31 protein-coding genes are annotated in these 25,380 nt (G+C 27.5%); 22 read left to right on the forward strand and 9 right to left on the reverse strand.

Features of this window, described 5'->3' with window-relative positions; all coding sequences use genetic code 11:
• Nucleotides 1-10 precede the first annotated feature (10 nt).
• A complete protein-coding gene (locus Q3287_RS00795; protein WP_407963407.1) occupies nt 11-1,399 on the forward strand; it encodes a sensor histidine kinase in 1,389 nt (462 codons plus the stop codon).
• Nucleotides 1,400-1,475: 76 nt separating this feature from the next.
• On the opposite strand, the gene Q3287_RS00800 is transcribed toward Q3287_RS00795, so the two are convergent.
• Nucleotides 1,476-2,297 (reverse strand): pyridoxamine kinase, encoded by an 822-nt coding sequence (locus tag Q3287_RS00800; protein ID WP_054276333.1) that lies wholly within the window; start codon nt 2,295-2,297, stop codon nt 1,476-1,478.
• A 250-nt stretch (nt 2,298-2,547) separates the two neighbouring features.
• Between Q3287_RS00800 and Q3287_RS00805 the strand changes: the two genes are divergently transcribed.
• The 3 genes from Q3287_RS00805 to Q3287_RS00815 all read left to right on the forward strand — a co-directional run bounded on the left by Q3287_RS00805 (nt 2,548) and on the right by Q3287_RS00815 (nt 4,937).
• A complete protein-coding gene (locus Q3287_RS00805) occupies nt 2,548-3,702 on the forward strand; it encodes an amidase domain-containing protein (RefSeq protein WP_407963343.1) in 1,155 nt (384 codons plus the stop codon).
• Between the two features lie 182 nt (nt 3,703-3,884).
• Nucleotides 3,885-4,085 (forward strand): cold-shock protein, encoded by a 201-nt coding sequence (locus tag Q3287_RS00810; protein ID WP_003419624.1) that lies wholly within the window; start codon nt 3,885-3,887, stop codon nt 4,083-4,085.
• A gap of 423 nt (nt 4,086-4,508) precedes the next feature.
• Entirely contained in the window at nt 4,509-4,937 is a 429-nt protein-coding gene (locus tag Q3287_RS00815) for a CBS domain-containing protein (protein WP_021384091.1), read from the forward strand.
• Nucleotides 4,938-5,081: 144 nt separating this feature from the next.
• Here Q3287_RS00815 and Q3287_RS00820 read toward each other — a convergent pair whose 3' ends face one another.
• A complete protein-coding gene (locus Q3287_RS00820) occupies nt 5,082-5,837 on the reverse strand; it encodes a peptidylprolyl isomerase (protein WP_054269837.1) in 756 nt (251 codons plus the stop codon).
• Nucleotides 5,838-6,187: 350 nt separating this feature from the next.
• Between Q3287_RS00820 and Q3287_RS00825 the strand changes: the two genes are divergently transcribed.
• Entirely contained in the window at nt 6,188-6,349 is a 162-nt protein-coding gene (locus Q3287_RS00825) for a hypothetical protein (RefSeq protein WP_407963344.1), read from the forward strand.
• Between the two features lie 189 nt (nt 6,350-6,538).
• On the opposite strand, the gene Q3287_RS00830 is transcribed toward Q3287_RS00825, so the two are convergent.
• Both Q3287_RS00830 and Q3287_RS00835 read right to left on the reverse strand, forming a co-directional pair.
• Nucleotides 6,539-7,045, reverse strand: coding sequence for an ImmA/IrrE family metallo-endopeptidase (locus tag Q3287_RS00830; RefSeq protein WP_407963345.1), 507 nt, complete (start codon nt 7,043-7,045; stop codon nt 6,539-6,541).
• An 81-nt stretch (nt 7,046-7,126) separates the two neighbouring features.
• The gene (locus Q3287_RS00835; RefSeq protein WP_054269840.1) at nt 7,127-7,447 is read right to left on the reverse strand and encodes an XRE family transcriptional regulator; all 321 of its coding nucleotides are present in this window, start codon (nt 7,445-7,447) and stop codon (nt 7,127-7,129) included.
• Between the two features lie 170 nt (nt 7,448-7,617).
• Between Q3287_RS00835 and Q3287_RS00840 the strand changes: the two genes are divergently transcribed.
• The 15 genes from Q3287_RS00840 to Q3287_RS00910 all read left to right on the forward strand — a co-directional run bounded on the left by Q3287_RS00840 (nt 7,618) and on the right by Q3287_RS00910 (nt 19,096).
• Nucleotides 7,618-7,809 carry a helix-turn-helix transcriptional regulator gene (locus tag Q3287_RS00840; RefSeq protein WP_054269841.1) on the forward strand — a complete coding sequence of 64 codons (192 nt, stop codon included), beginning with the start codon at nt 7,618-7,620 and terminating at the stop codon, nt 7,807-7,809.
• Nucleotides 7,810-7,919: 110 nt separating this feature from the next.
• Nucleotides 7,920-8,360 (forward strand): hypothetical protein, encoded by a 441-nt coding sequence (locus Q3287_RS00845; RefSeq protein WP_054276336.1) that lies wholly within the window; start codon nt 7,920-7,922, stop codon nt 8,358-8,360.
• 249 nt (nt 8,361-8,609) lie between these two features.
• Nucleotides 8,610-9,053 carry a DUF6838 family protein gene (locus Q3287_RS00850; RefSeq protein WP_407963346.1) on the forward strand — a complete coding sequence of 148 codons (444 nt, stop codon included), beginning with the start codon at nt 8,610-8,612 and terminating at the stop codon, nt 9,051-9,053.
• A gap of 4 nt (nt 9,054-9,057) precedes the next feature.
• Nucleotides 9,058-10,122, forward strand: coding sequence for a phage tail sheath subtilisin-like domain-containing protein (locus Q3287_RS00855; RefSeq protein ID WP_407963347.1), 1,065 nt, complete (start codon nt 9,058-9,060; stop codon nt 10,120-10,122).
• 13 nt (nt 10,123-10,135) lie between these two features.
• A complete protein-coding gene (locus Q3287_RS00860; protein ID WP_407963348.1) occupies nt 10,136-10,564 on the forward strand; it encodes a phage tail tube protein in 429 nt (142 codons plus the stop codon).
• A gap of 102 nt (nt 10,565-10,666) precedes the next feature.
• The gene (locus tag Q3287_RS00865) at nt 10,667-11,113 is read left to right on the forward strand and encodes a phage tail assembly chaperone (protein WP_407963349.1); all 447 of its coding nucleotides are present in this window, start codon (nt 10,667-10,669) and stop codon (nt 11,111-11,113) included.
• Nucleotides 11,114-11,139: 26 nt separating this feature from the next.
• The gene (locus Q3287_RS00870) at nt 11,140-11,307 is read left to right on the forward strand and encodes a hypothetical protein (protein ID WP_054276339.1); all 168 of its coding nucleotides are present in this window, start codon (nt 11,140-11,142) and stop codon (nt 11,305-11,307) included.
• The gene (locus tag Q3287_RS00875; protein ID WP_407963350.1) at nt 11,307-13,670 is read left to right on the forward strand and encodes a hypothetical protein; all 2,364 of its coding nucleotides are present in this window, start codon (nt 11,307-11,309) and stop codon (nt 13,668-13,670) included. The genes Q3287_RS00870 and Q3287_RS00875 overlap by 1 nt, the downstream gene beginning before the upstream one ends.
• Nucleotides 13,670-14,092 carry a hypothetical protein gene (locus tag Q3287_RS00880; protein WP_223152542.1) on the forward strand — a complete coding sequence of 141 codons (423 nt, stop codon included), beginning with the start codon at nt 13,670-13,672 and terminating at the stop codon, nt 14,090-14,092. Before Q3287_RS00875 ends, Q3287_RS00880 begins: the two co-directional genes overlap by 1 nt.
• Before the next feature lie 244 nt (nt 14,093-14,336).
• On the forward strand, nt 14,337-15,851 hold the full coding sequence (locus Q3287_RS00885) for an NlpC/P60 family protein (protein WP_223152541.1): 1,515 nt from the start codon (nt 14,337-14,339) through the stop codon (nt 15,849-15,851).
• Nucleotides 15,852-15,865: 14 nt separating this feature from the next.
• Nucleotides 15,866-16,192: a DUF2577 domain-containing protein gene (locus Q3287_RS00890; protein WP_407963351.1), complete on the forward strand. Its 327-nt coding sequence runs from the start codon at nt 15,866-15,868 to the stop codon at nt 16,190-16,192.
• A complete protein-coding gene (locus tag Q3287_RS00895) occupies nt 16,192-16,623 on the forward strand; it encodes a DUF2634 domain-containing protein (RefSeq protein WP_223152539.1) in 432 nt (143 codons plus the stop codon). The genes Q3287_RS00890 and Q3287_RS00895 overlap by 1 nt, the downstream gene beginning before the upstream one ends.
• Entirely contained in the window at nt 16,616-17,665 is a 1,050-nt protein-coding gene (locus Q3287_RS00900; protein ID WP_223152538.1) for a baseplate J/gp47 family protein, read from the forward strand. The genes Q3287_RS00895 and Q3287_RS00900 overlap by 8 nt, the downstream gene beginning before the upstream one ends.
• Nucleotides 17,665-18,282 (forward strand): putative phage tail protein, encoded by a 618-nt coding sequence (locus tag Q3287_RS00905; RefSeq protein ID WP_223152537.1) that lies wholly within the window; start codon nt 17,665-17,667, stop codon nt 18,280-18,282. Before Q3287_RS00900 ends, Q3287_RS00905 begins: the two co-directional genes overlap by 1 nt.
• A gap of 1 nt (nt 18,283) precedes the next feature.
• Nucleotides 18,284-19,096: a phage tail protein gene (locus Q3287_RS00910; protein WP_407963352.1), complete on the forward strand. Its 813-nt coding sequence runs from the start codon at nt 18,284-18,286 to the stop codon at nt 19,094-19,096.
• Nucleotides 19,097-19,307: 211 nt separating this feature from the next.
• Here Q3287_RS00910 and Q3287_RS00915 read toward each other — a convergent pair whose 3' ends face one another.
• Both Q3287_RS00915 and Q3287_RS00920 read right to left on the reverse strand, forming a co-directional pair.
• Nucleotides 19,308-19,763: a hypothetical protein gene (locus tag Q3287_RS00915; protein ID WP_021384080.1), complete on the reverse strand. Its 456-nt coding sequence runs from the start codon at nt 19,761-19,763 to the stop codon at nt 19,308-19,310.
• A 227-nt stretch (nt 19,764-19,990) separates the two neighbouring features.
• Nucleotides 19,991-20,407 carry a helix-turn-helix domain-containing protein gene (locus Q3287_RS00920; RefSeq protein WP_054269859.1) on the reverse strand — a complete coding sequence of 139 codons (417 nt, stop codon included), beginning with the start codon at nt 20,405-20,407 and terminating at the stop codon, nt 19,991-19,993.
• A 296-nt stretch (nt 20,408-20,703) separates the two neighbouring features.
• Here Q3287_RS00920 and Q3287_RS00925 point away from each other — a divergent pair, with 296 nt between their 5' ends.
• Both Q3287_RS00925 and Q3287_RS00930 read left to right on the forward strand, forming a co-directional pair.
• A complete protein-coding gene (locus Q3287_RS00925) occupies nt 20,704-20,913 on the forward strand; it encodes a helix-turn-helix transcriptional regulator (RefSeq protein ID WP_003428146.1) in 210 nt (69 codons plus the stop codon).
• Nucleotides 20,914-20,944: 31 nt separating this feature from the next.
• Nucleotides 20,945-21,154, forward strand: coding sequence for a hypothetical protein (locus tag Q3287_RS00930; protein ID WP_054276352.1), 210 nt, complete (start codon nt 20,945-20,947; stop codon nt 21,152-21,154).
• Between the two features lie 206 nt (nt 21,155-21,360).
• Here Q3287_RS00930 and Q3287_RS00935 read toward each other — a convergent pair whose 3' ends face one another.
• The 3 genes from Q3287_RS00935 to Q3287_RS00945 form a co-directional block, all read right to left on the reverse strand.
• Nucleotides 21,361-21,759, reverse strand: coding sequence for a helix-turn-helix domain-containing protein (locus tag Q3287_RS00935; protein WP_407963353.1), 399 nt, complete (start codon nt 21,757-21,759; stop codon nt 21,361-21,363).
• Nucleotides 21,760-22,194: 435 nt separating this feature from the next.
• Nucleotides 22,195-24,702, reverse strand: a complete 2,508-nt coding sequence (locus Q3287_RS00940; RefSeq protein ID WP_407963354.1) for an MFS transporter — start codon at nt 24,700-24,702, stop codon at nt 22,195-22,197.
• Nucleotides 24,703-24,706: 4 nt separating this feature from the next.
• The gene (locus Q3287_RS00945) at nt 24,707-25,249 is read right to left on the reverse strand and encodes a TetR/AcrR family transcriptional regulator (protein ID WP_407963355.1); all 543 of its coding nucleotides are present in this window, start codon (nt 25,247-25,249) and stop codon (nt 24,707-24,709) included.
• Nucleotides 25,250-25,380 lie beyond the last annotated feature (131 nt).

Here is a 25,380-nt window from a genome sequence, read left to right on the forward strand (position 1 = left end):
TATGGTAAAAGTGCTTGTAGGTAGAAAATCTAACAACAAAAAAGTCGAAAAACTAAGAACTATTTTTATAAAATATTTATCTTTATTCTTTATTATGACAATTTCATTTGCACTTCTTTTAATCTTATCATTTTCTGTATTATTATCATCAGGTGTAATATTACCAGCTAATTATGCAGAAAAACAATTTAATAAATATAAAGAGAAGATTATCTCAAGTGAAAAAGTAACTGAAGATATAATTCCAAATTTATATGAGTATGGGGTCTATACTTCAGATGGAAATTTGATTTCAGGCACCTTTAATAAAAAAGAATCAAAAGAAATATGGAATTTAATGAGCAATATTGAAAAAAAGAATGAATATACTGAAACTTATATAAAGTTTTTTAAAAAAGATGAAGTTTTTATAATAAAATATAAACTAGTAACAGAATTTGTTTCTCCAACTTTAAGGACATATTTACCAAGGCCAGAAATATTAGGAATGATTATTTTTAGTATAATATTTCTTATTGAAATTATTATACTATCAAAATTATTTGGCAAAAAATTAAATGCTGAAATGGAACTTTTAAAAAATACTACAGAAAAAATAGAACAGCAGGATTTAGATTTTGTTGTAGAATCTAGTAAAATTTGTGAAATCAATAATGTTCTTTTTTCTATGGATAAAATGAAGTCAGCTTTAAAAGATTCTTTAGAAAAACAGTGGATGTTAGAAGAAAATCGTAAGGAACAGATATCTGCATTAGCACATGATATAAAAACACCATTGACTATTATACATGGAAATACTGATTTATTAATTGAAATAAATGAAAATCCAGAGTTATCAGAGTACATGGAATACATAGCAAAAGGTGTCACCCAAATAGAAAAATATATTAATACACTAATAGACATATCAAAAACAGAGGCTGGTTATGTATTAAATAAAGAAGTAATTAATGTAAGTGAATTTATAGAAGATGTCTTGATTCAAATAGAAGCATTAGCTCGTACACAAAACTTAGATGTTGAGTTTTCTAAACAAGATAATTTGCCTGAAAGTATAACTATAGATAAAGAATTGTTATTTAGAGCCATTATGAATATAATTTCAAATGCTATAGATTATTCACCAAGCCAGAGCAAACTATACATAAGTGTATCACTAAGTAATAAATACTTAAAATTTGTGGTTACAGATTGTGGAAGTGGTTTTTCTAAAGCAGATTTGTCAAAAGCTACAGAACAATTTTATACAGGAGATTTAAGTAGAAACTCTAAATCTCATTATGGCATGGGTCTTTATATTGTAAATAATATTGTACAAAAACATAATGGGATTTTAAATATTGAAAACTCTATAAAAACTGGAGGCGCTATGGTAACAATTGAAATACCAATGATTTAATAAATAATATCCATTTTGTAAATACCTAGATTTTGTGGTCTATAGGTATTTATAAAATGGATAATTTTTTAAAAATTTATATACTAGTTAAATCTGATAAAAAGTTTTCAAACATAACTCCATCATTTCTATCAGTGTCAAATTGAGATGTATAATTTATAGTTTTATATATGAAATCTGTTGCTGTATTAACAGCCACTCCTAAGTCGTGTTTATTTACTAACATACCACAAAGGATAGATGTGAATATGTCTCCTGTTCCACTATAAGAGCAGTTATTGTACTTAACTGATGTAAAAAATACATGGTCATTATCTCTATCATAGGCTAAATTTAATATATTATCATCTTCTAATATACCAGTAATAACAACCTTGCTAGGTCCTAAATCAGATACAGCTTTTGCAATATGTATAAGTTCTTCTCTATTATAGTCACTTTTTGTATAGTCATTTCCAGTTAAAAAACAAGCTTCTGTTAAATTAGGCGTAGTTAAATCTGAATGTTTAACTAATTCTTTGATTTCTTGTCTCATTTCTTCTGTAAAGATTGGATACATTACTCCATTATCACCCATAACAGGGTCAACTACGATAAAAGCATTAGGATAATCATTTATAAAATTAGCCACTATTTCGATCTGGTGTTTTGAACCTAAAAAACCACTATATATACTGTCAAAGTTGACTTTTAAATTTTTCCAAACAGTTGAATATCTTACCATTTCATCAGTACAATCTAAAAAAGTAAATTCAGGATAACCAGTTTGACTTGAAAGTATAGCTGTTGGAAATGGACAACATTGAACCTTTAATGCTGAAAGTATAGGTATAGCAACTGATAATGAACATTTTCCTATTCCAGATAAGTCATTAATTGCTGCGACTTTTTTTTGCATAAAAAACCCTCCATTAGTATGTATTAATTATAATGATGCCAAAATATTTATATACATATATATTACTATAAAAAAAAGAAAAAAGTTGATTATAAAATAAAAAATTGTAAAAAAAACAGTGTATCGATACAATTAATTTTTAATATTGGACATAATAGAATAGAGAATTATTAAATATGAAAATTATTATATGTGACAGAATATTCTTTGTAATTTCATTTGTAAGGTGTACTATTTGGGAGGTGTAGCTTTGAAAATACTGAAAAATAAGAATAAGTACATCAAAGGTATAATGGCATTTGTATTTTTGTCTTTAGCTACTACAGCAGGTGTATTTCTAGTTAATGATTTAAGTATTAAAAATATGGAAGAAAAAGTCATAGAATCTGCAACTGTTGAAGGTGATGATGTAAAAGACCAATATAAACTATTGCTTGAAAACTTATTTGATTACAGAAATAAGGCAATATTAGAGAAAAATGAAAATATTTTAAAAGGTCTTTATGAGACAGATAAAAAGTTTGGTCTTTGGGCTTATGAAAATGAAGTAAAGAAGATGAAGTATTTAGAGAATTGGTCCAGTAAACAAGGTGTAAAATTTAAGGACATAAAAACAAAGGTTAAGGTTAAAAAGATAAAGGAAAAAGAAAAAGACCTATATGGTATAATCTGCTCTGTATCGACTGAGTATAAATATTCATATGAAAATCAAAAGGACAAAGAAAATGTCTTTAGAATAGGTACATATCATTATCTAAATGTAAAAATTATGGATAATCAATATGTCATAACTAAAGAGTGGTATACAGATCCTTTTGCAGATTCTTTAAATTTAGAAAACATAAAGTCTGATGATATAAGAAACTATATTGGTCAACAAAATGGTGTAGAGTTACAACTTACAGATGAGCAAAAAAAGGCTATAGATTATGCACACAAATACTGTGGAGCAGCAGCTGATGAGGAACATGGTATGAAATTTAATCCAAACTATAGAGACTATAATCCAGAAGGTGGAGATTGCGCGAATTTTGCATCACAGATAATGTTTGAAAGTGGAAGGTTTAAGAAGAACTCAATTTGGAATTATAGTGAAAGAGCAGGTACAAAAGCATGGGTAAATGCACAAGCCTTTAAAAATTATTCTCTTTATAGTGGAAGAGGTTCATTAATAGCAAAAGGCTCCTATGAAGAAGTTTATAAACAGGCTTATAATCTACGTCCAGGGGATTTTGTCGGATATGAGAAAAAAGGCAGAATAACACATGTTTCAACAGTAACAGGATTAGATTCAAGAGGATATCCTTTGGTAACATGTCATAATACTGATAGAATGCTGGTTCCATGGGATTTAGGTTGGAGTGATAAGTCCATAAGATTCCATATAATAAAAATAAATTATTAAAAATCTATAAAGAAAAATAAAGTATAAAAGAGAATAATGGCTTAATATTATAAAGTAAAAAAAATGATTATTAATGTATAAAAATAATAATAATTGACAAACATAGCTATATATGATAGAGTAGTACTAAGGTTACAGAAAAGAGTAGCTAAATAATTGTGTTTTTTTAGGAGGATTTATTAATGAAAACTGGTGTAGTTAAATGGTTTAACAATGAAAAAGGATTTGGATTTATATCTGTAGAAGGTGAAGGAGATGTTTTCGTACATTTCTCAGCTATAACTGGAGACGGATACAAAACATTAGAAGAAGGACAAAGTGTTGAATTCGAAGTAGTAGATGGAGCTAAAGGTCCTCAAGCTGCTAACGTAGTTAGATTATAATTAAAAATTCATATATATTAGTGTTCTAGTAATATGAGAGATAAGCCGCTAATCATTTAGCGGTTTTTTCATTTTTTGTAAATAAAATAAATTGCAAAATAAATTAAATTTATTAAAATAAAAGCATTAATAATAAGATAAATATGTTAAAATTGATATTGTAGAGTAAATTTATTATGGCTAAGTTTAAGTCAATTGATTTTTAGTTAATTTTGCTAAAAAGAGAATAAGTGATACTGATAGACCATATAAAAATATTAATAAAGCATAAACAAGATTAAAATGACCAAAGGAAAAACGCTTGTTACAGCGTATAGTATTTAAGAATACTTAGAAAATAAGAAAGGAGAAAGTTACTGCAAAAAAGTAACATTATAAATATTCAATAATATTTATAAGTTTTCAGTAACGGTGGGTAGTGTAATGAACATATTATTCTTTCTAACACCAAAAAGTGAAGTGGCATATATATATGAAGACTACACTATAAGGCAAGCCCTAGAAAAAATGGAATATCACAAATACTCTGCAATTCCAATAATAAGTAAGGATGGTAAATACATTGGGACTATAACAGAAGGTGATTTTTTATGGACATTAAAAAACGACTTAAATCTGGACTTAAAAGGATTGGAAGATGTTCCTGTGACAGATATTAATAGAAAAATGGATAATTCTCCTGTTTCCATCAATGCAGATATAGAAGATTTAGTTATAAAATCTTTAAATCAAAATTTTATTCCTGTTATAGATGACCAAGATACATTTATTGGGATAATAAAAAGAAGAGATGTTATAGGTTATTGTTATGAGATAATACGAGGATATAAAAATCTAGCTAATGATAATTAAAAATCTTATTGAAATTTTTTAAGCTAAGTTCTTTATAATAAAAGAATAAAAATCTGAAATTAAAAATTAAAATTTTAATATAAGAAGCTGTCTTTTACAATAAAAATTGTGAAAAGACAGCTTTTTTTATACGCCGTTTTACGATTAATCGTTGTATTTTACAAGGTTTCCATATTTAGCATTAAGAGCATTTATTTTATTTCCATAAACCTCATTTTGCTTTTGGTATAATAAACTTTTTTCAACTTCAGCTTTAGCTTCATCAAATGAAGATTCTGTGCTTTCTTGAAGGTCTTCTAATTTTATTATGTGATATCCAAATTGAGTCTTAACTGGCTCACTTACTTCACCTTTAGCCATAGAGAATACAGCTTCTTCAAATTCAGGAACCATTTGTCCTCTACCGAATGTTCCTAAATCACCACCCATGTCTTTAGATGGACAAGAAGAATGTTTAACAGCTGCATCTTCAAAAGATATTTCTTCTGATTTTATTTGAGCAAGTATTTCTTTAGCTTTTTCATCACTATCTACTAATATATGTTTAGCAGTTGCACTTTCTGGCTTAGAGAAAGAACTCTTGTTAGCTTCGAAAAATTCTACTTTTTCATCTTCTGTCACATTAACACTAGATAAAACTTTATTTATAGCAAATTGCTTTAATACATTTTCTTCTATCTTTTTCATTTCTGACTTGAATATTTCTTCTTCATTTAATTTTTCGTCTTTAGCATCTAATAAGAATAATTCTTGGTTTACTAAATCATTCAATAAGTGCTTTTTACCTTCTTCAGTTTTAAATTGCATAGCTTGATAAGGGTCTAATGATTTTAATGCATTTTCAATATCAATATTAGTTATTTCTTTTTCTCCAACTGTTGCTAAAACTTTTTTTTCCATAATAGTTAACTCCTTTATAGTGTATTTCATTATTAATATAAAAACTACCATCTTAAATAATATCAGAAAACAATGTAGATGTCTAACATTTAAAGTCATATTAAGTCAAATAGAATTAAATTTAGTAGAACAAAGTTATTACAATCAATAAAAGTGAGCTCATAATACCTACTACACCCTCTTCATGTTTAAACTTAAGTGTTTTTACCATTGAGTAATAAAAATATATACCAGTAAAAATTATCTTTAAATATAGGAAAGATAAACTCTTTGGATATATTAAAAAGCTAAAAAGAGTAAATATAAAAGCAAGTAGAGTACTTATCCTGTAAAAGAAATCTATTTGTGTAATGTCTTTATATTTTATCATAAACACTGAATATAAAATGATGAAACCAATTGCGACAATTGCATATACAGTAAATAATATGTTTTCAATAGTTCCATTTGAAATTACTATCCACTTATACCACATAATTGGCCAAAAAAATAATGCTAAGAACTTAAAATAATTATCAAACAACTTTTCTTTATACATTCATCAAACAACCTTTCTTAACAAAAGCATATATTTGTTTTTAGAATTTTAAATAATGTAATACCATTATTATATATTAATATTGAATTTATAGAAACCAAAATTTGTTAAAATAAATATATAGATTTTACTGTTAGATTAATTGAAATTGCTATTATTTTTATTATGAAATTGGATCAAATATGTAGAAATATGGCAAGTTGGTTAATATTAGATATTTATTGCTTCCAAGTGATAAAGACTGTTTTTTTAATGATAGGAATTCCAATCTTTTTTGAAAAAAATTAATATCTACATTAAGTATATCTGCCATTTCGTAAACGCAAGTGATGCCAGAATTAATTATGTTTATTATATCTTCCTCAGTAATTAAGAATTCACAGGCCCATTTTAAGGCCTTATTTTCACATTTATCTATAATGATTTTTGTATAATAATCGTTATAAGAAGATACATAGTATCCAAAGCTAGTGAAATGATGACCAAGCTCCTCAGCTAAGATAGATGTAAGTTTTTTTGTATTTTGTTTTAAATTACTGAGTAATGATATGATTTTCATACCATGTTTATTTATATAGAGCCCTTCTAAATCACCTGCAATATAAGTGGTATAATGAATTATTATCTCTTCTTGAGACGCTAATTCAAAGAGCTTATCCAAATTATTCATAAAAATCCCCCTAAAATAGAATGTATGTTTGCTTTAAAATTATATTAAAAGAGCAGAAAAATAGACTGCTCATCATGTGGTTTATTTTTTTTTATATTTATTTAGTAAAAATTCTATATACTCATTAAGTTGTTCTTGTGCTTCTTCAGGTAATTCTTCATGTGGATTTTTTCTATGTGCAGCTACTGTATCAATATTTTCCTTAACTAAGGTTCTTCCAAGAAGGTAATCAACTGACACATTAAACACATCAGCTAATTTATTTAAAATATGTTCATCAGGAAATCTGTTTTCTGTTTCATAGTATCCTAAGACTCTCTGAGAAACTCCTACTTTTTCGCCAAGTTCTCTTTGAGTCAATCCAAATTCCTTTCTAAGTTCTCGTAATCTTTTGGCAAACATTATAACACCACCTTATGTATAGATTATAACAAATTGTTCTAAAAAATAAAACTATGAAAGCATAAAAAGAATGTTTTTTTCTAAAATCTATTGATAAAGAACAAATAATTCTATATAATGTGAATATGGAAGAACAAAATATTCTTAATAGTGATGGAGGTATGAAGATTATGTTTAAAAACAATTTGAAATATTATAGAAAATGTAAAGGTATGACACAAATTCAACTTGCTAAAAAGGCAGGAATTACAAATGACTATATATCTCAAATAGAAAGAGGTATAAAAAATCCTGGACTTCTTATGGCTAAGAAAATTTCTAATATTTTAGAACAAAATATAGATGAAGTTTTTTTTATATAGTTATAGAACAAAATGTTCTTGAATGTTATAAGATTAGTAAAAAAGATATACAGTAAAGGGATTATTGCAAATTAGAAGTTAATAATAAGCTTATAAAAAGGAGAAATACTATGGAAAACAAAAAAGAGATATTATTTAAAGAAACAGATGAAAGATTACATAATTATAAATATTTGGATATAAAGATAAAGAACATTAATTTGGATATAAAAAGATGTGAGAATGAATACTCTGGATGTGGAGCAATGGTGTATAAAGAAAAGACTAGTGCTACGTATAATATAAGTTCTTCTGTTGAAAATGAAGTTGTAAAAAAAGAAGAGAGATTAAGAAAGTTAAAGATGGAAAAAGAAGATATAGAAATAGAAAAAGAAAAGATAGAAAATGCTCTAACATGCCTAAATGATATGGAAACGGAATTTTTTAATCTTTTTTACAATAGTAAGACAAAAAATAATATGACGTATATTTCTATGAAATTACATTTAGATAGAACCTCTTGTTATAACTTAAAGAAAAAGATGATATTTAAATTGAACGAGATATTATAAAAAAATAGGACAAATCTTCAACACTTTATATACACCATTACAACAATAGACTATAAAATATGTGAGATAATGTTATTGTGAAAGAAATCCATATTGAAGGAGGTGATGAGTTGAAAAGAATGATATTACCTAAAAATATAGAAGATACTTGATAAGAATAAATGAGATGTGTATTTAAAAATGACTTATATCATTTATAGTAAGATTATCAGATTAAGCAAAAATATTTAGTGATAGAGTGGTGATTGTTTGCTTAAATACAAAGAAGTAATAGAAACAATTATTGAGACTCTCAAAAAAAACTTTACTGAAAGTGTTTTTATTGATGATGAAAGTGTGCAAGGCTCAGAAGGGTCTTGTTTTTTTGTAAGTATACTGTCCGTTATTTGTACACCTATAATGTTAAATACAAATAACAAAGATATTGTTATCTCTATAAAATACTTACCAAAACCACAATCAAACAGTATTAGAATGTATGAAGTCTCAGACGAATTAAATAAGCTATTCAACAGAAATATAAAGATAACAGACAGAAAATTAAATATAACAAAACTAGAACAAAGTATCAAAAAAGAGGAGTCAATATACACGTTGAACTTTTCAATTACATTAAACTATCTTGATAGTGTATATGAAGAAGAAGTAGTATATGAAAATATGGAAGAAATCAATTTGAATTTAGGAGAGTGATAGTATGGCTATAGGATTACCAAGTATCAATATATCATTTAAGGAGTTAGCTACAACTGTTAAAGAACGTTCAGCTAGAGGAATAATTGCAATGGTGCTTAAAGACACTAAAGCACTAGGTTTTAATGAGATACATGAAAAAGAGGATATACCAGCTGATTTATCTGCTGAAAATAAAGAATATATAAATTTGGCTTTGATGGGAAATGTTAATACTCCAAATAAGTTATTAGCTTATGTAATAGATGGAGAGGCAGATATTCAAACTGCATTAGATTTTTTAGAGACTAAGGAATTTAATTATCTATGTATGCCTAAGGCAGTAGAAGTTGATAAGACTGCTATAAAAAATTGGATAATTAAACTTAGAGATACAGATAAGGTTAAAGTTAAGGCAGTATTAGGAAAAGTTGTAGGAAATCATGAAGGTATAATTAATTTTACTACAGAAGATGTACTAGTTGGAGACAAGAAATATAGTGTTGATGAGTTTACAAGTAGAGTGGCAGGTATTATAGCAGGGACACCTTTAAGTCAATCAGTAACTTATACTAAGCTTAGCGATGTAGTTGATATACCTAAGATGACTAAAGTTGATGCAGAATCAAAGGTTAATAAAGGAGAGCTTATACTTATTAAGGAAGCAGGGGCTATAAGAATTGCTAGAGGAGTAAATTCTTTAACTGAGTTAACAGAAGAAAAAGGAGAAATGTTCCAAAAGATAAAAATAGTTGATACTTTAGATATTATAAATAATGATATTAAGAAAGTAATAATAGATGATTATATAGGTAGAGTTCCTAATAGTTATGATAATAAATGCATACTAATAGTGGCAATAAAAGAATACCTAGAAGAATTGGAAAAGGAAGAATTAATAGAAGTTGGTTCACTTGTAGATATAGACATAGAATCACAAAAACAGTATTTGAAATCTAAAAATATAGATATATCTAATATGAAAGAACAAGAAATAAGAGAGGCAAATACAGGTTCAAAAGTGTTCTTAACAGCAAAAATAAAGATGTTAGATGCTATGGAAGATATAGATCTATCAATAGAGATATAGGAGGATTATTAATATGGCAAATATGGAAGCTAGAAATGTAATGAGTGGTACTTGGGGAGAACTTTGGCTTGATGGAGATAAAGTAGCAGAAGTAAAGAAGTTTCAAGCAAAGATGGAATTTACAAAGGAAGACATTATAATAGCAGGTCAAATGGGTACTGATACAAAGTATATGGGATACAAAGGAAAAGGTTCAATAACTTTATATCATGTTAGCTCAAGAATGCACAAATTAATTGGAGAAAAGATAAAGAGAGGTTTTGAACCTAGATTTGTTGCTATATCTAAATTAAATGATCCAGATTCTTATGGGGCAGAAAGAATAGCAGTAAAGAATATAGCCTTTGATGATTTAACTTTAGCTGATTGGGAAGTTGGAGTAAAAGGAGAGATAGAAGCTCCTTTTACATTTACTGAATATGATTTTCTTGATATGATTTAGTTTTAAATTGATAATTACTAAGTAAAGATAAGTGGCAAATATACAATTAATAGGTACATGTATTTAGTTAATAAAAATTGATTGATAAAGGAGTAAATAATAATGAGTGAAAATGGATTACAAAAGAATATAAATATAGTAGACTTACTTTTAAATGCGGATACAGAAAGTTTAGAAAGACCAAGTACAATAGTTGAACTTAAGAGATTATCTAATGTTTTTGGTCAAGAATTTAAGGTAATGTGTAGAGCTTTAACAATAAGTAAGGATGAGGAAATACAAAATACTTGTCTTAAAATTGATGAAAATATGAAAACAGATATAGATTTACCAGAGATGCAAATGCTTACAGTAATAGAAGGTATTTGTGATTTGGATGGAAAACTTCTATTTAAAAACAAGGAGTTAATGGATAAATTTAAGGCTCCAACTCCAAAAGAATTGGCAAGAAAATTACTGCTACCAGGTGAAATTACTAACTTATATAGAATACTTCAAGATATTATGGGTTATGGTAAAAATGCAGTTATAGAAGAGGTAAAAAACTAATAGGGACGGATACCAAAACTACAATAATGTATTATTATTGGAAGAAAAAAGGTATTAGACCGTCCCTTTTTTATGCAATGGATAAAGGCGAATTAAAGCTTATTGAAGCTTTTTTCGCCTTGGAAATTGAGGAAGAAGTTGAAAAAATGAAACATGGATATGGAGTTTGTCCTTTGACAGGAGGTGATATATAGTGGGGAATGTAAAAGAAGAAGGTATAAATATGTATCTTACAGACAATTACACACCAAAAATGAATCAAATTATATCAGTAACTGATAATTTTAGGAGAGCAACTGTGGCTGTTTCGCTTTCAACTAATGTAATGGCTAATAGTATAAATAATTCTGTTGGAAGTGCAAGTAGTAGAGTAAACAGTTTAAATTCTTCTTTAAGAAAAGTTCAGGCTACTGCTAGTAGTGTAAGTTCTACTATTACAAAATTAAGTTCTAGTATTAATGCTGTTTCAGGAGCTATTGGGAGTTTAAACGGTAGTATTATGAGATTAGCAGTAACTATAGCTATGATTATTAATTATTTTAGTAAATTGATTCAAAAGAAAAATGAGTTGAACTCAAATCTTATAATTATATTAATATTTAAAGCTAAAAGTGATGAAATAGAAAAAACTAAAAATAAAGTACTTGGGATTTTAAAAAAGATTAGTGGAAAGGTATGGCAGATTGTAATAAAAGCAAAAGATGCAGCTAAGAGCAAGATCAGTGGAATCTTTGAAAGATTAAAACAAATGACTAAAAAACCCTGGAAAGGAACTGTTAATCTTAAAGATATGGCAAGTAGTGCTATGAACAGAATTTTACCTAAGTTAATTTTATTTAAAAGTTCCCTTTGGAGAGGTGTAATAGCTATAAAAGATATGGCAAGTGGCATTATAAGTAAGATATTTCCTAAATTAAGATTGTTTGCAAGTAAGGTATGGACAGGAGCAATAGCTGTAAAGGATATGGCGAGTAGTATACTTGGTTCAATAAAAGGGAAGATATCAGATTTGACAAATGGAGCTACCATAGGTGTTGCTGTGAAAAAAGGCATTGATTTAGTTGGTCAAGAGCAAAATCAGAAGGTTATTCTAGAAAGTGTAATGAAAAGAAATACTGGAAAAACGAGTAAAAAAGATGTTGATACTTACTATGATAGTTTATTAGGAATAGCAAATGAAACACCTTTCGACCCTAAAGATGTTGTTTCAATGGGAACTAAAGCTAAAATGATTAGTAATATTATTGATGGAAAAAAAGCGGAAGATATAACTAAGGCTATGGTAAATGTTAGAGCTCTAAATATGGATACAAGCAGTGAACAAGATGTATCAGCAGCTTTCTTAAGTGCAGCAAAGGGAAATATGGAATCACTTAATACTTTGGTAGGAGAAAATTATAAAAATTTTGATGAAGCATTGAAAGGTATAAGTAAGAAACAAGAGGGATTAGCTAAAAAAATGAGTCAAACAATACCTGGTTTAATATCTAGTGCACAAACTAACATAGACACAGCTTTGAAAAATATGATAAAACCCTTCGAACCAATTTTAAGAGCTGGGCTAAATAAAATTAATGATTTTATATTAGCTGCATCAAATAAACTGGGTAATTTTTCTGGAAAAGTAGCTAATGTGATGAATGGGAATAAAAATATTGGTCCAACTTCTTTTGAGAATGAATCTGCTAGAATGATTGGAAATGCGCCAAGAGCAATACTTAGTGCAGGACAAATGTTTACGGAGAATATTGATTTTTCATCAATATTAAACTCACTATTTCCAGTAGTGACAACTGTTAATAATTTATTAGACAGTATAAATAATAAATCACCAATTGCACAAGGATTAATGAGTATTTTTGGTACAATAGTAACTACAGCATTTCAATTAATTGGGCCTGTAGTTGAGGCCGTTAGCCCAATAATTACGAGAATTTTCACTTTTTTGGGAGAACATGCTCCACAAATAAATTATTTTATAGAGACATTAGGCAATGTATGGAAAACTGTTTGGGAGACTTTAGGACCAATTTTAGATGAAGTATGGAAGTTTCTAGAACCACTTTTAGATAGTTTTATTGATGCTCTTGAAAATTTATGCGATCTTATAAATAATATCTGTGATTTATGGAAAAAGATGGTGAAATTTATAAAAGAAAATCCAGTTACAGCTAATATAGGAGATTTTGTTGAGAAAAGAAGAGAGAATTATGAGAAGAATGGTATGGATAGTGGTTTAGCACATGATTCTGGGACAAATCCAACTCTTACAAAATGGGCAAATAAATTTAATAATTTATTCAACAAGAAGAAAAAAAATAACGCATTTGGATTAAACTATGTTCCTTATAATGATTATCAAACTAGACTTCATGAAGGAGAAATGGTTCTAACTAAACAAGAAGCAAATCAATACAGAAGTGGACAAAATGGTGGAAACATAAGTATAGCCAAATTAGCTGATACAATAGTAATTAGGGAAGAAGCTGATATTGAAAAAGTAACATCAAAATTAGTTGCAAGTATACAAATGGCACAATTAGGGGGTGTTTTATAATGGAAATGTGGCTTAGACAAGCTGAAGATAGATTTAGATTTCCAGTTATACCATCATCAATAAGCATAAATGGAAAAGCAACTATAAACTCATCAAATATACTTAAAGTTGGAGAAATAGCAACATTTGGAGGCGTAGCTCTTCGAAGTATCAATATAGCTAGCTTTTTTCCAAATAAAGAATATTCTTTTTGTAATTACAAAGGATTTCCTTCTCCTTATGATTGTGTAAACAAAATTCAAAGATGGATGAATGAAGGTTTAATATTGAGGTTTACAGTTACAGAAACAAATATAAATATGGAAGTAATAATAGAGGGCTTTAGTTATGAAGAAAAAGATGGAACAAGAGATGTATACTTTTCATTAGATTTAAAAGAGTATAAAAGATTACAAATACCTAGAGCAAATCCAAAAAAATAATATGATTGTTATAAAAAATTACTAAATAATCAAATAAAAAGGTGGGTGATTTTTTATTATAAAGATTTGGGTTCACATAAAAAATGGAAATATATACGATATAAGTAATATAGTAAATTCTGTCTCTTGGTCTGGGGATTATAAATCTCCATCAAGAACATTAGAATTTTCTATAGTACAATCAGCCTCTGATATTAACTTTCAACAAATCGATATTCCAATAGCTAGTACAGTTTGCTTTTATGTGGATGAAAAAGAACTTTTTAGAGGTATGATAATTAATAGGTCTAAAGATTCAAGTAGCGTCAATATTAATTTTACTGCTAAAGATATGGGTTTTTTACTCTTACAAAGTGAAGTGTCATACAATTTTAAAGATAAGTTAGTAGAAGATATTGCAAAGCAAGTATTTATAGACAATAAACTTGCAATTGGAAATATACCAAAGACTAATGTGAAATATACTAAAATGTTTATATCAGTAAATGGATATGATACTATAATGAGTGCTTACACAGAAGCAAGTAAGGCTACAAAGAAAAAGTATATGATAGAGGCTAATCTTGACAAATTTAATGTTATTGAGAAAGGTACTGTTACATTAAATATTACTTTTGAAGAAGGATTTAATCTCATTAATACGACTTTTTCTGAAAGTATGGAAAATGTAAAGAATAAAGTATTGGTAGTTGACCAATATGGTAACAAAGTTAGTGAGAAAGTTAATGATTCGTTATTTAAAGAAGTAAATGTGATAATGCAAAAAGTAATACAACAACAAGAAAATAGTACAACAGATATAGAAAGTGAATTTAAAGAGATTGAAAGAACTTGTTCTCTAAAGGGATATGGAGATACAAGTTGTATAACTGGTAGAGGTGTAAAGGTAAAAGATTCATACACAAAATTAGTAGGATTATTTTATATAGATACAGATAAACATACATGGCAAAATGGAGATTATCAGATTGAACTAGAGCTTAATTTTCAAAATATAATGGACGAAAAATCTGTAGGACAAGATGAACAAAAAGAGACTATTGATGAAAGTGGAGATGGTCTTATGAACGGTAATGAGGTTAAAGCTTTATTTACTGCATATTATCCTGCAAATAATTCTATGGAAGGTGGACTTTATGATGCACAAGGAAACAGGCTCGACCCTAAAAAAAATACTTGTGCAGCACCAAAGAGCATAAAATTTGGAACAAAGATACAAGTAAAAGGAACAGGTACATCCAGAGATGGAAAAGTATATACTGTTACAGATAGAGGAGGAGCTATAAATATAAAAGATGGAGTGTATCATTTTGATATATTGATGGCTAGTAGTAAAGAATGCAATTCTTGGGGTAAAAAAAATGGTAAAGCGGTTATAGGAGATGGAACTTATTCCATTAATGCATCAGGAAAAGCTAAAGCAGTTATAGATGAAGCCATGAAGCATAAAGGAAAAGCTTATAAATGGGGAGCTACAGGACCAAATAGATTTGATTGTTCTGGACTTATGGTATACTGTTTTAATAAAGTAGGAGTTAAATTGCCGAGAACCTCTAAAGAACAATCTAGACATGGAAAAGATGTAAGTAAAAATAGTTTAAAACCATCAGATTTGGTATTTTTTGGTGAAGAAGTGCACCATGTTGGTATGTATATAGGAAATGGAGAATTTATACATGCACCAAGTACTGGAGATGTAGTAAAGATAAGTAAACTAAGTAAGAGAAAAGATTTTCATAATGCAAAACGTGTTTTGTAGGAAGGAGTGATATAGTGGCAAATCCAATCAATGAATTTATTGGAATAATGAGAGAAGAAGGGAAATTTCACAATGAACCTTCTTTTTTTATTGGTGTAATAATAAATAAATTACCTGATTTAAAAGTATCAATGAACAATATAACCTTAGATAAAGATAATTTACTTATAGATAATTGGTTGCTTGATAGAGCTACAGAAAGTTTTACAACAACACAATCTAATAACCATACTCATGAATTGAAGGAATCTCTTACTAATAAACTAGATAAAGGCGATACAGTTATCATGTTTAAAGTAGGAGAAAAATTTGCAATACTAAGTAAGTTGGTGAGTTTATAATGTCTAGCACAATATTTCCTTTTATAGGTGTTCCAGAAGACTATGAAATTCCTAAAAAAGAGGAATTAGGATTATTTCGTGAAGTAGCATGGGATTTTGAAAAAGATGAACCAATAGTTGAAAATGGAGATTTTAAAATTATTGAAGAAAATGAGGCCATAAAAGTCTGGGTGTATAAGTGTATAAAAACAAATAAAAATGAACATGAAATTTACTCAAATGATTATGGAACAGAATTGACTGATTTAATAGGACAAAAATATAGTAAGGGTCTCACAGAAAGTGAAGCATCTAGGTATATAAAAGAAGCCTTATTAATGAATCCATATATCTTACAAGTAGATGTAGTAAGTACTAATTTTAAAAAAGATATATTGAGTGCATATATAAAAATATCCACTATCTATGGGGAGGTGGAAATGAATGTATAGTGATCAAACTTACGATACAATAAAAAATAGAACCCTTAAAAATATAAATTTAGATGTGTATAAAGGAGAAGGTTCTTTTCTAAATGATATGGTTTCTGGAAATACACTTGAACTTTCTAAAATGTATGTTGAACTTTCTAATATACATAAAATAGCTTTTATTGAAGATACTTATGACCAATTATTAGATAAAAGAGTGAATGAATTTGGTGTGTATAGAAAATTAGGAACTGAAGCTACTGGAGAAGTAGAGTTTACAGGTGAAAATGGTGTAGAAATATCAAATGGAACAATTATATCATATAAAGATTTACTATTTGTTGTAATAAAGGATGTTGTAATTGGTGGTGAAGAGGGAAATATAAGTCCAGTTCAAGCACTAGAAATTGGAACTAGATATAATATACCATCTGATTGTGAATTTAAGTTAAATGAGACCATATTTGGAATTGAAAAGATAACAAATATAAATAAATTTTCGGGTGGTACAGAAATTGAAACTGATGAAGAGCTGAGAGAAAGATTTTTTAGAGTACAAAAAAATCAAGCTACAAGTGGAAATAAAGCACATTATGAAGAATGGGCTTTAGAGGTTGATGGTGTATATAATGCAAAAGTATATCCAAGATGGGATGGAGCAGGTACTGTTAAGGTTTTATTATTTGGTCAAAATAATCAAGCTGTTGAAGAAGAAATAATAACTAAGTGTAGAGAACATATTGAGGAAGAAATGCCAATAGGGGCTACGCTAACAGTAACTACTCCAGTACCACTTGATATAAGTATAAGTGCATCTATGGAATTAGAAAATGGATATACTTTGGATATGGTAAAAAATAGTTTTATAGAAAGCATAAATCAATATTTTAGAAATGTAACAAGAGAAATTGTATATACAAAAATTATGGGTATTCTAATAAGCACTTCTGGAGTACATGATTTAAGTAATTTACTTGTAAACAATTCAACAGATAATATAGTTATTGAAGATGATAAAATTCCTAGTGTTACAACTTTAAATTTTAGTGAGGTGGAGGTTTAATGAAATTAATTGATAAACTGCCATCATTTTATAAAAATTATACAGTTGAAGCAATACAAGATTCTTATGATAATGAATTATCTTCATTAAAAGAAAATATAGATGATACTATAAATCAAATGTTTGTAGATACATCCACATGGGGTCTTGATATGTGGGAGAATATACTCTGTATTCAAAATAATGAAGACTTAAATTATGAGACTAGAAGAAGTAATATAAAAGCTAAAATGAGAAGTTTAGGAACCACTAAAGTAAAGGTTATAAAAAACATTTGTGAAGCGTATACAAAGACTAATGTTGAAGTAAAAGTACTCAGCAATGAATTTATATTTATACTAGAATTTATAGTTAATAATTGTAGTTATAATTCTATTGTAGAGTTGGATAAAGTACTAGAAAATGTAAAGCCATGCCATTTAGAACATAGGTTTAAAATGATTTTGTTGAATAAGAATGAATTATTTTGTGGCACTGCTATAAATACAGGAGAAACGGTTACTGTATATCCATGGACACCATCAAATATAGAAATATTTGGAGAGATAACTATTACTACAGGAAATGATAGAAGTATGGAAAAAGTAATCTTATATCCTAAACAGGAGGCGATATAAATTGGCAGAACAAAAATACTATACACTTTTGACCAAAGCAGGTAAAGCATCTATTGCAAATGCAACTGCTCTTGGTAAAAAAGTAGATTTAGTGAAATTACAACTTGGAGATGGTGGAGGAAGTGAGTATAATCCAACAGAAGAACAAACATCTCTTAAAAAAGTTGTTTGGGAAGGAAATATAAGCAATGTAAAAATAGACGATGAAAACTCTAATTGGATAGTGATAGAAACTGTAATACCAGGCAGTATTGGTGGGTTTATGATAAGAGAAGTTGGTATATTTGACTCAGAGGATAAGCTTATAGCTATATCTAAGTATCCAGAAACGTATAAACCAACTGCTGATTCTGGAAGTGTAAAAGATTTAATTATAAGAATAATCTTGGTAGTTTCTAATACTTCAAGTGTAAATTTGAAAGTTGATCCAACTGTTATTTTAGCAACTTTAAAAGATATACAAGAATTAGATAAAAAAATAGAAGCGACTAAAATAGGCTTAACAAGTGATATAGAAATAGTTAAAACAGAGTTAAATACTAAAATTAGTAATACTAAGACAGAACTTACTAGTAAAATAGGAGATACAACTCTACTTAATACAACAAATAAAACAAGTCTTGTAAATGCAGTCAACGAGGTAAAAGAAGGTCTTGATAGCATAGAAACAACAGCAGAGAAAACAAGTTATGATAATACAGTAAGTAAACTTGCTGCCACAAATGTTCAAGGAGCTATAGACGAGTTATGTACTAGTGTAAATACAGCTAGAGTCAGTTTGATTAATGATATAAAAGATATGTTACCTATATAAATAAGAGTACATTAATTGATATAAAAGACTATAAAAATGAGATAGCAACTAAGATATAATCAATCAAATCAATAAAAAACTAAATAAAGCTGTACAAATTAGAATTGAACAAATTAAAACTAAATAGGGTATTGGAGATAATAGAATACTAAAAGTAAAAAATAAACAAAACATAAAGAGGTAGCATTATGCTACCTCTTTTTTTATTAACTTATTGTCTATTAACCAAAATAGCTATTTTAGCATCTGGATTATAACTTATTTGAACCATTTGATTTTTCTTAATATGTTCAAGGTCCTCACCACCATAAGCTATTTGTAACTTAACTGGTAACTTACCTTGTTTTATAATAGCAACATACTCTTTTTTACCTTTTTTCTCTAAACTAATCAAATTGCCAACATAAGGTTTGAAGTTCTGATACTTTTTACTAGAATTTCTTATGTAGAAGAAAGCACCAACAGCAATAACTAAATTTATGCCAAGTGTAACCCAAGAATTAATTTTAAGCATAGCTCCAGCGATTATTATCACGAACATTAAAACGATAGGTAATATAGCTTTCTTAAGAAGCAATTTACCCATTATTTCATTAGCCTTTTTCTCAGGGCCACTCATAGTTTTTGATCTAGCAAATGATTGCGCGAATTTGTCTCTTAAGCCCATTTTATCCTCCTAATTTTAATAAATATTTAGTTATAATAACGAGATATTACTTGAAACTAAAAATTTACCACATTTATATTATGTTTGACTTTTGTATAAATAATTACATTCAAGTAAAGCAAAATATACTAATTATTTTATCATAAAACTATAAAAAAGAAAATAAATGAAATAAAAATATTAGAACTAAGAAATGATGTAAAATCGTATCAAAAGCAACATAAAAATTATTTATCTATTTTCTCATCCTTATTTTTATTATATTCAGTTTCTTTCAAATCTTTCTCTTTTTCATATTCATGAAGTTTTAATTCAATCATACCTTCTATTTTGGCCTTATCATAATCACTTAACTTTCTAAAATTATTTAAAAGATTTATTTCATTAGAGTTTATACTATTAAGTGGATAATTTGAGGATAAATCACAAATTAAATCTGGCTCTTGTGAAGAAGTTCCATTTAATAGCCAGTCCACTGAAACATTAAATATCTCAGCTATAGATTTTAATATTTCATAATTTGGCTTTCTAATATTTCTCTCAAATTTACTTAAGTTATCACAGTCTAACATTTCTTCTAATTCATATTGTTTAAGATTTTTTGTTTTTCTTAAATAAACAATTCTTTCTCCTAAAGTATTCATAAACACTCTCCATTCAATTAATGTCAAAAAGACTTTCTAAAATGTAAATAGCTGCAAAATAAAGGTCAAAATGACATGAAAAACATTGACTTAAGGTCAAAATGACTTTATAATTAATTTAATGATACGAAATTACATCCTAATTTTAGCATAAAGTAATCAAAAAATCTTATTTAGTATCAAATAAATTTATGTACTTAATATTTGTATATATCAAAAAAATATACTAAATATAGGAAGGTGTGTAAACTAAAAAACAAAAGGAAGTATAAATCACTTAGAAAGGAACTTGATAAATGGATGCTCGAAAAAAATGGATACCTTTTTTAGGAGTACAAGTTAAACAAAGACTTATTGAATTAAATATGACTCAAAGAGAATTAGCAAAGAAAATAGGTGTTAATGAAAACTATTTGTCAGCCATTCTAAATGGCAGAAGGACAGGTAAAAAGTATAAATCATCAATTTATCAATTGCTTAATATAGAATATTCAGAAGATGATTAGCAAATAGTATGTGAAGTAGGTGAGTATTCTTATGTGTAAATCAGATTTGGATGGAGTAATAGAGTGCTGTAGAGCGATTGACGATTTTATTACGGCTCTCAATGGTATAAAAAGTTTAAATATGGAAAGATTAGATATCTTAACTATATACTCTAGTACATGCTCAAGCCTTCTTAAAGAGGGTAATTACAAAGGATGCACAATTGTATATAAAAAGATGCTAGAAGAGTTGAAAACATGAATAATACATTTCTTGGGAACATAAATAATATATAGGAATGTACAACACTGTTCAAAATACATAAACTAAAATATGGATAGGTAATCTAAATATTATTGAAATTAGATTATGCTTATTTTTAAATAACTTAATATCCATATTTTAGTAGTCTGTTACAAAAAAAGAAAGTTAATAGATGATGTAAAATCGTATCAAATTATGTATGTTTAAACCATTTTATCTTCATTAGTATTAGAGGAATGCTTTTTTAAGTCTTTATATTCAGACATCTTAAGTTCAAGTATTCCTTCTATTTTTATTTTATCACGCTCATTTAATTGTCTGTATAGATTTAATATCTTTATCTCATCATCAGTAACATGTAGGTAATCTTCCTTATTTTCTTTTACACTATTGTTAGAGTTTACTTTTTCTTTGCCATATAGAAGCCAGTCAGTAGTAACATCAAAATAATCAGCTATTGACATTAATATATCACAATTAGGTTTTCTATCTCCAGTTTCATACTTACCTAAATTTTCAAACTTTAAAATATTCATAAGTTTACGCTGAGTAAGTTTTTTGGAATTTCTTAAATAAGCAATTCTTTTTCCTAAAGTATCCACAAAATACACTCCTTTCTTTTTATTGTCAAGGTCAAAACGACATTTAAAATAAAGATATCAAAATTTATATGTAAAAAACTAACAAAATAAAGTCTAATTGACATTTTGCTTAAATTAATATGCTCATACTATGATTTTAACATATTATAGTTGAAAAGATGTGGTTTATTTTGATTTGTATATATTTTTTGATAGACGTAATTAGGTATGAAAGGTGAAAGAGTTAAGAATAGGGTTTGTAAATTAATCTATAAATTTGGTTTGATAAACTAATGTTATTTTTTAACTGATTATAAAAATGACAAACAGTAAAAGAGAAATAGTATTATATTGTAGTTTATGTTAATCAATTATAAAAAAATTTATGAATTTAACATTTAAGACAACATATTTAAGATATAAGATAAATCTACAATATAATACTATAACATTCTTTTATCTAGTTTTATTTTCTTTATAGAATAACAATATTACGAATGCAAGTAAATTTATACAGAATACTGTTATATACATCTGTTTAAACCCTGAGTTTAGAGTAGATTGAAGTGTATTCTCTATTTTTGTTCTATTGTTTTCTATAGAATTTATATAATCTAATTTTGATTTATCAAAAGCATTTGGTATTTCAGTTTTTACTTCTTGTGTCTTTGCTAAAACTGATTGAAGTGATTTTTTTTGTTGCTCCATAGTGCCAAGGCCTTTTTCCATGTCTTTCTTTTTATTTATAGAATCATTTAACTTACCTTGAAGTTTCTTTTTTTGACTTTCCATTGTTTTGAGTTTTTTATTCAATTGTTTCTTTTGAGTTTTACTTTTCTGTAGCTTTGTGTTTAATTCAGCTCTTGCTTTTTTTAATTGTTGTATTTGAGCATTTAAACTTTCTTTTTTTTCGTTTAAATCTGGTTTATTTTCACCCGAATTATTATTTTTATTTTCTGTAGAATTATTTTTATTGTTGTCAGGATTAGAATTACTAGTATTATTTTGTTCTTGGTCATTTGAGCTATTTTCGTTATTAGTAGGAGTATTTTCTTGTGGTATAGTAGGTATTTTATTGTAAGCAATTGTCAATTCATTTATGGCTTTATCTTGCTTTACAAGACCTTGTTCCATACCTTTAATACCTTTATTAACACCATCAATGCCTTTTTTTATACCATCTATTCCTTGATTAATGCCAGACCTAGCTTTTATCATATTGTCAATACCTGTTTGAATTCCTTTAATACCACTATTTAGTTTATCTTCACCTTCTTCGATACCATTTATTCCACTTTGTGTTCCATCTATTCCTTTTTGTACATTTGTCTGGATTTTATTAATTACAGATGGAACTTTTTCATCAAACATGGTTGTTGATATTTCCTTTGTGATATTGGTAATGTTGGTTGTATCTGCTGACTGAACCTTATCCAACAAGTATTTTGGTAGTTTTCCACCTGTCATATCCATGTTGATATTTGATGTATCATCCATATTTGGTATAGAAACATTTTTTAAATTCTTTGCCATTTCAGGGTCTGACTTTAAATCATCTATCATATTTTCAAGTTCTTCAAGTTGAACTATTTTAGGTGTTGATGGTTTTCCAACTAAGTCCATAATATTATCTTGTACAGATAACCCTGCATGTGCTATAAAGCCAATCATTATAGCTGGAGAAATTGAAGTTCCAATTGAGCGTATCAGAGACAATGTAGCAAGTGCTGAGTTAGATTCTTCTAATCTTGTATTTGATAACATCATATAGTTTAGAGGAGTTCCCATAGTAAATCCCATACCTAAGCCCATAAACATTAGACTTATACATACACTAAATACTGTATTTGTTTTTAGTGCAATTAATACCAGATAAAGAGACCCTATCATGGATACAGAAAATCCTAGTAATAGTATTTTCTTTGCACCAAACTTATCAATAAGTCTCCCGCTTAAAGGAGCAGCGACACCTGCAAATAATCCCAATATAGCAACAAAATATCCACCAGAACCAGCATTTATCTTTAATGCATTTTCAGCATATTGTGGAACAAATACCATACCCATCATTCCAATACCAACAATTAAAGATAAAATAAGAACTATCAGTATTCTTGGATTTAAAAAATATTCAAAATTTAAAATAGGGTCTTTAGCCTTATTTTCAATAAATATAAAAATAGGTATAAGTATAATAAATGCCAATAAGTAAGGATAAACTGATATATCTTGCATAGAATTTGTAAAGTTAAAAAAGTCTATATTCATAAGACCATACAATAATGATACAATTATACATATCAACATTAATGTACCAAGTTTATCTATTTTTTCTGTAGATGTAGACTTATTATTTTTAATACACAAAATTCCACCAATAAGTATGATTAAGCAAATCGGAAGATTTACAAAAAATAGCCATTTCCAATTTTGAGTTCCAAATATACTTAGAATTGTGCTACCAATACTTGAACCTAAAATATTGGCAATACCATACGTTGCTCCAACTAAACCTAAAGCCATACCTCTTTTATTCTCTGGGAAGGTAGTTCCAAACTCTGCTGTAGCAATAGGCATAATTCCGCCACCACCAATTGCCTGAATAACACGACCAATTAGTAAAATATTGAAATTGGAAAATAGTGATGATAATCCACATATTAATGAACCACTACCAAATAGAAATATGCTAACTAAATACACATATTTTCTTCCTATTTTATCTGCTAATTTTCCAGAAATAGGGATTACAGATGCATATGTTAATGTATATATGGTAATCATCCAAATTCCTGTCTTTTCATTTACTCCAAGACTATTTTGTATAATCGTTCTTGCTGGTGATACTATTCCTGTATCAATAGCTCCCATAAATATACCTAAGAGATAAAGTATAAGTACTAAAAATATTTTTGGATTACTATCCTTGTTCTGAATACTAGTATTAGAATTCAAGGCAAACACCACCTTAATGTATTAATTTTTCAATATAGGGTTTTAAATCTTTAAATTCTATATGAGTATATGTTGAGTATGAAAAAAACATTTTAATAATTATATTGCATACTAATGTATCATTATTAAAAAACTTTTCTTTTTCTAAAGCCTCATATACTTTATTTGAAAGCTGCTCATGAAAATCATCTTTATGTTTTTTCATTTCAAAAAATCTTTTAGTCTCAAAAGTGTTTAAAAAATCATTGTATTGAATATTATGAACCTTGTTTATAAAATCTCTTATTTCTGTAAAAATAATATCTAATTTTTTAATATAATCTTCAGTATTTTTGTTGGAGTATTCAATTCGCCTTATCAATAAATCCCATTCCGATTTTGTTATGTATTCTATTATTTCTTGTTTTGAATCAAAATAATTATATACTGTGCCTGCACTTATACCACATCTTTGAGCTATTTTCCTTATACTAATATTGGAGTAGTCTTCTTCTAGAATCATGTCTCGAGCTACTTTTAGTATATCTTCTTTTACATTTTCTAAAATCTTTGGCATATTACCACCTCTTTTATCAAAATTATTATGAACACTGTTTATTATAAACCTTTAAAATTTATTAATCAATATGTAAGCTATAATGTATAATATTATTATATAGATATGATATAAAATAAGTGTCTTATTAG

It is taken from the genome of Clostridioides sp. GD02404, assembly GCF_045898275.1.
Classification (GTDB): domain Bacteria; phylum Bacillota; class Clostridia; order Peptostreptococcales; family Peptostreptococcaceae; genus Clostridioides; species Clostridioides difficile_A.

Bases quoted from the DNA above. Each gene is read 5' to 3' on its own strand.
- Q3287_RS00925 (WP_003428146.1), top strand. From the start codon at position 20,704: ATGGATGCTCGAAAAAAATGGATACCTTTTTTAGGAGTACAAGTTAAA.
- Q3287_RS00905 (WP_223152537.1), top strand. From the start codon at position 17,665: ATGAAATTAATTGATAAACTGCCATCATTTTATAAAAATTATACAGTT.
- Q3287_RS00820 (WP_054269837.1), bottom strand. From the start codon at position 5,837: ATGGAAAAAAAAGTTTTAGCAACAGTTGGAGAAAAAGAAATAACTAAT.
- Q3287_RS00810 (WP_003419624.1), top strand. From the start codon at position 3,885: ATGAAAACTGGTGTAGTTAAATGGTTTAACAATGAAAAAGGATTTGGA.
- Q3287_RS00880 (WP_223152542.1), top strand. From the start codon at position 13,670: ATGGAAATGTGGCTTAGACAAGCTGAAGATAGATTTAGATTTCCAGTT.
- Q3287_RS00840 (WP_054269841.1), top strand. From the start codon at position 7,618: ATGTTTAAAAACAATTTGAAATATTATAGAAAATGTAAAGGTATGACA.
- Q3287_RS00860 (WP_407963348.1), top strand. From the start codon at position 10,136: ATGGCAAATATGGAAGCTAGAAATGTAATGAGTGGTACTTGGGGAGAA.
- Q3287_RS00830 (WP_407963345.1), bottom strand. From the start codon at position 7,045: ATGAATAATTTGGATAAGCTCTTTGAATTAGCGTCTCAAGAAGAGATA.
- Q3287_RS00895 (WP_223152539.1), top strand. From the start codon at position 16,192: ATGTCTAGCACAATATTTCCTTTTATAGGTGTTCCAGAAGACTATGAA.
- Q3287_RS00835 (WP_054269840.1), bottom strand. From the start codon at position 7,447: ATGTTTGCCAAAAGATTACGAGAACTTAGAAAGGAATTTGGATTGACT.
- Q3287_RS00930 (WP_054276352.1), top strand. From the start codon at position 20,945: ATGTGTAAATCAGATTTGGATGGAGTAATAGAGTGCTGTAGAGCGATT.
- Q3287_RS00845 (WP_054276336.1), top strand. From the start codon at position 7,920: ATGGAAAACAAAAAAGAGATATTATTTAAAGAAACAGATGAAAGATTA.
- Q3287_RS00870 (WP_054276339.1), top strand. From the start codon at position 11,140: ATGTATTATTATTGGAAGAAAAAAGGTATTAGACCGTCCCTTTTTTAT.
- Q3287_RS00915 (WP_021384080.1), bottom strand. From the start codon at position 19,763: ATGGGCTTAAGAGACAAATTCGCGCAATCATTTGCTAGATCAAAAACT.
- Q3287_RS00815 (WP_021384091.1), top strand. From the start codon at position 4,509: ATGAACATATTATTCTTTCTAACACCAAAAAGTGAAGTGGCATATATA.
- Q3287_RS00920 (WP_054269859.1), bottom strand. From the start codon at position 20,407: ATGAATACTTTAGGAGAAAGAATTGTTTATTTAAGAAAAACAAAAAAT.
- Q3287_RS00865 (WP_407963349.1), top strand. From the start codon at position 10,667: ATGAGTGAAAATGGATTACAAAAGAATATAAATATAGTAGACTTACTT.
- Q3287_RS00945 (WP_407963355.1), bottom strand. From the start codon at position 25,249: ATGCCAAAGATTTTAGAAAATGTAAAAGAAGATATACTAAAAGTAGCT.
- Q3287_RS00855 (WP_407963347.1), top strand. From the start codon at position 9,058: ATGGCTATAGGATTACCAAGTATCAATATATCATTTAAGGAGTTAGCT.
- Q3287_RS00900 (WP_223152538.1), top strand. From the start codon at position 16,616: ATGTATAGTGATCAAACTTACGATACAATAAAAAATAGAACCCTTAAA.
- Q3287_RS00825 (WP_407963344.1), top strand. From the start codon at position 6,188: ATGTCTTTATATTTTATCATAAACACTGAATATAAAATGATGAAACCA.
- Q3287_RS00800 (WP_054276333.1), bottom strand. From the start codon at position 2,297: ATGCAAAAAAAAGTCGCAGCAATTAATGACTTATCTGGAATAGGAAAA.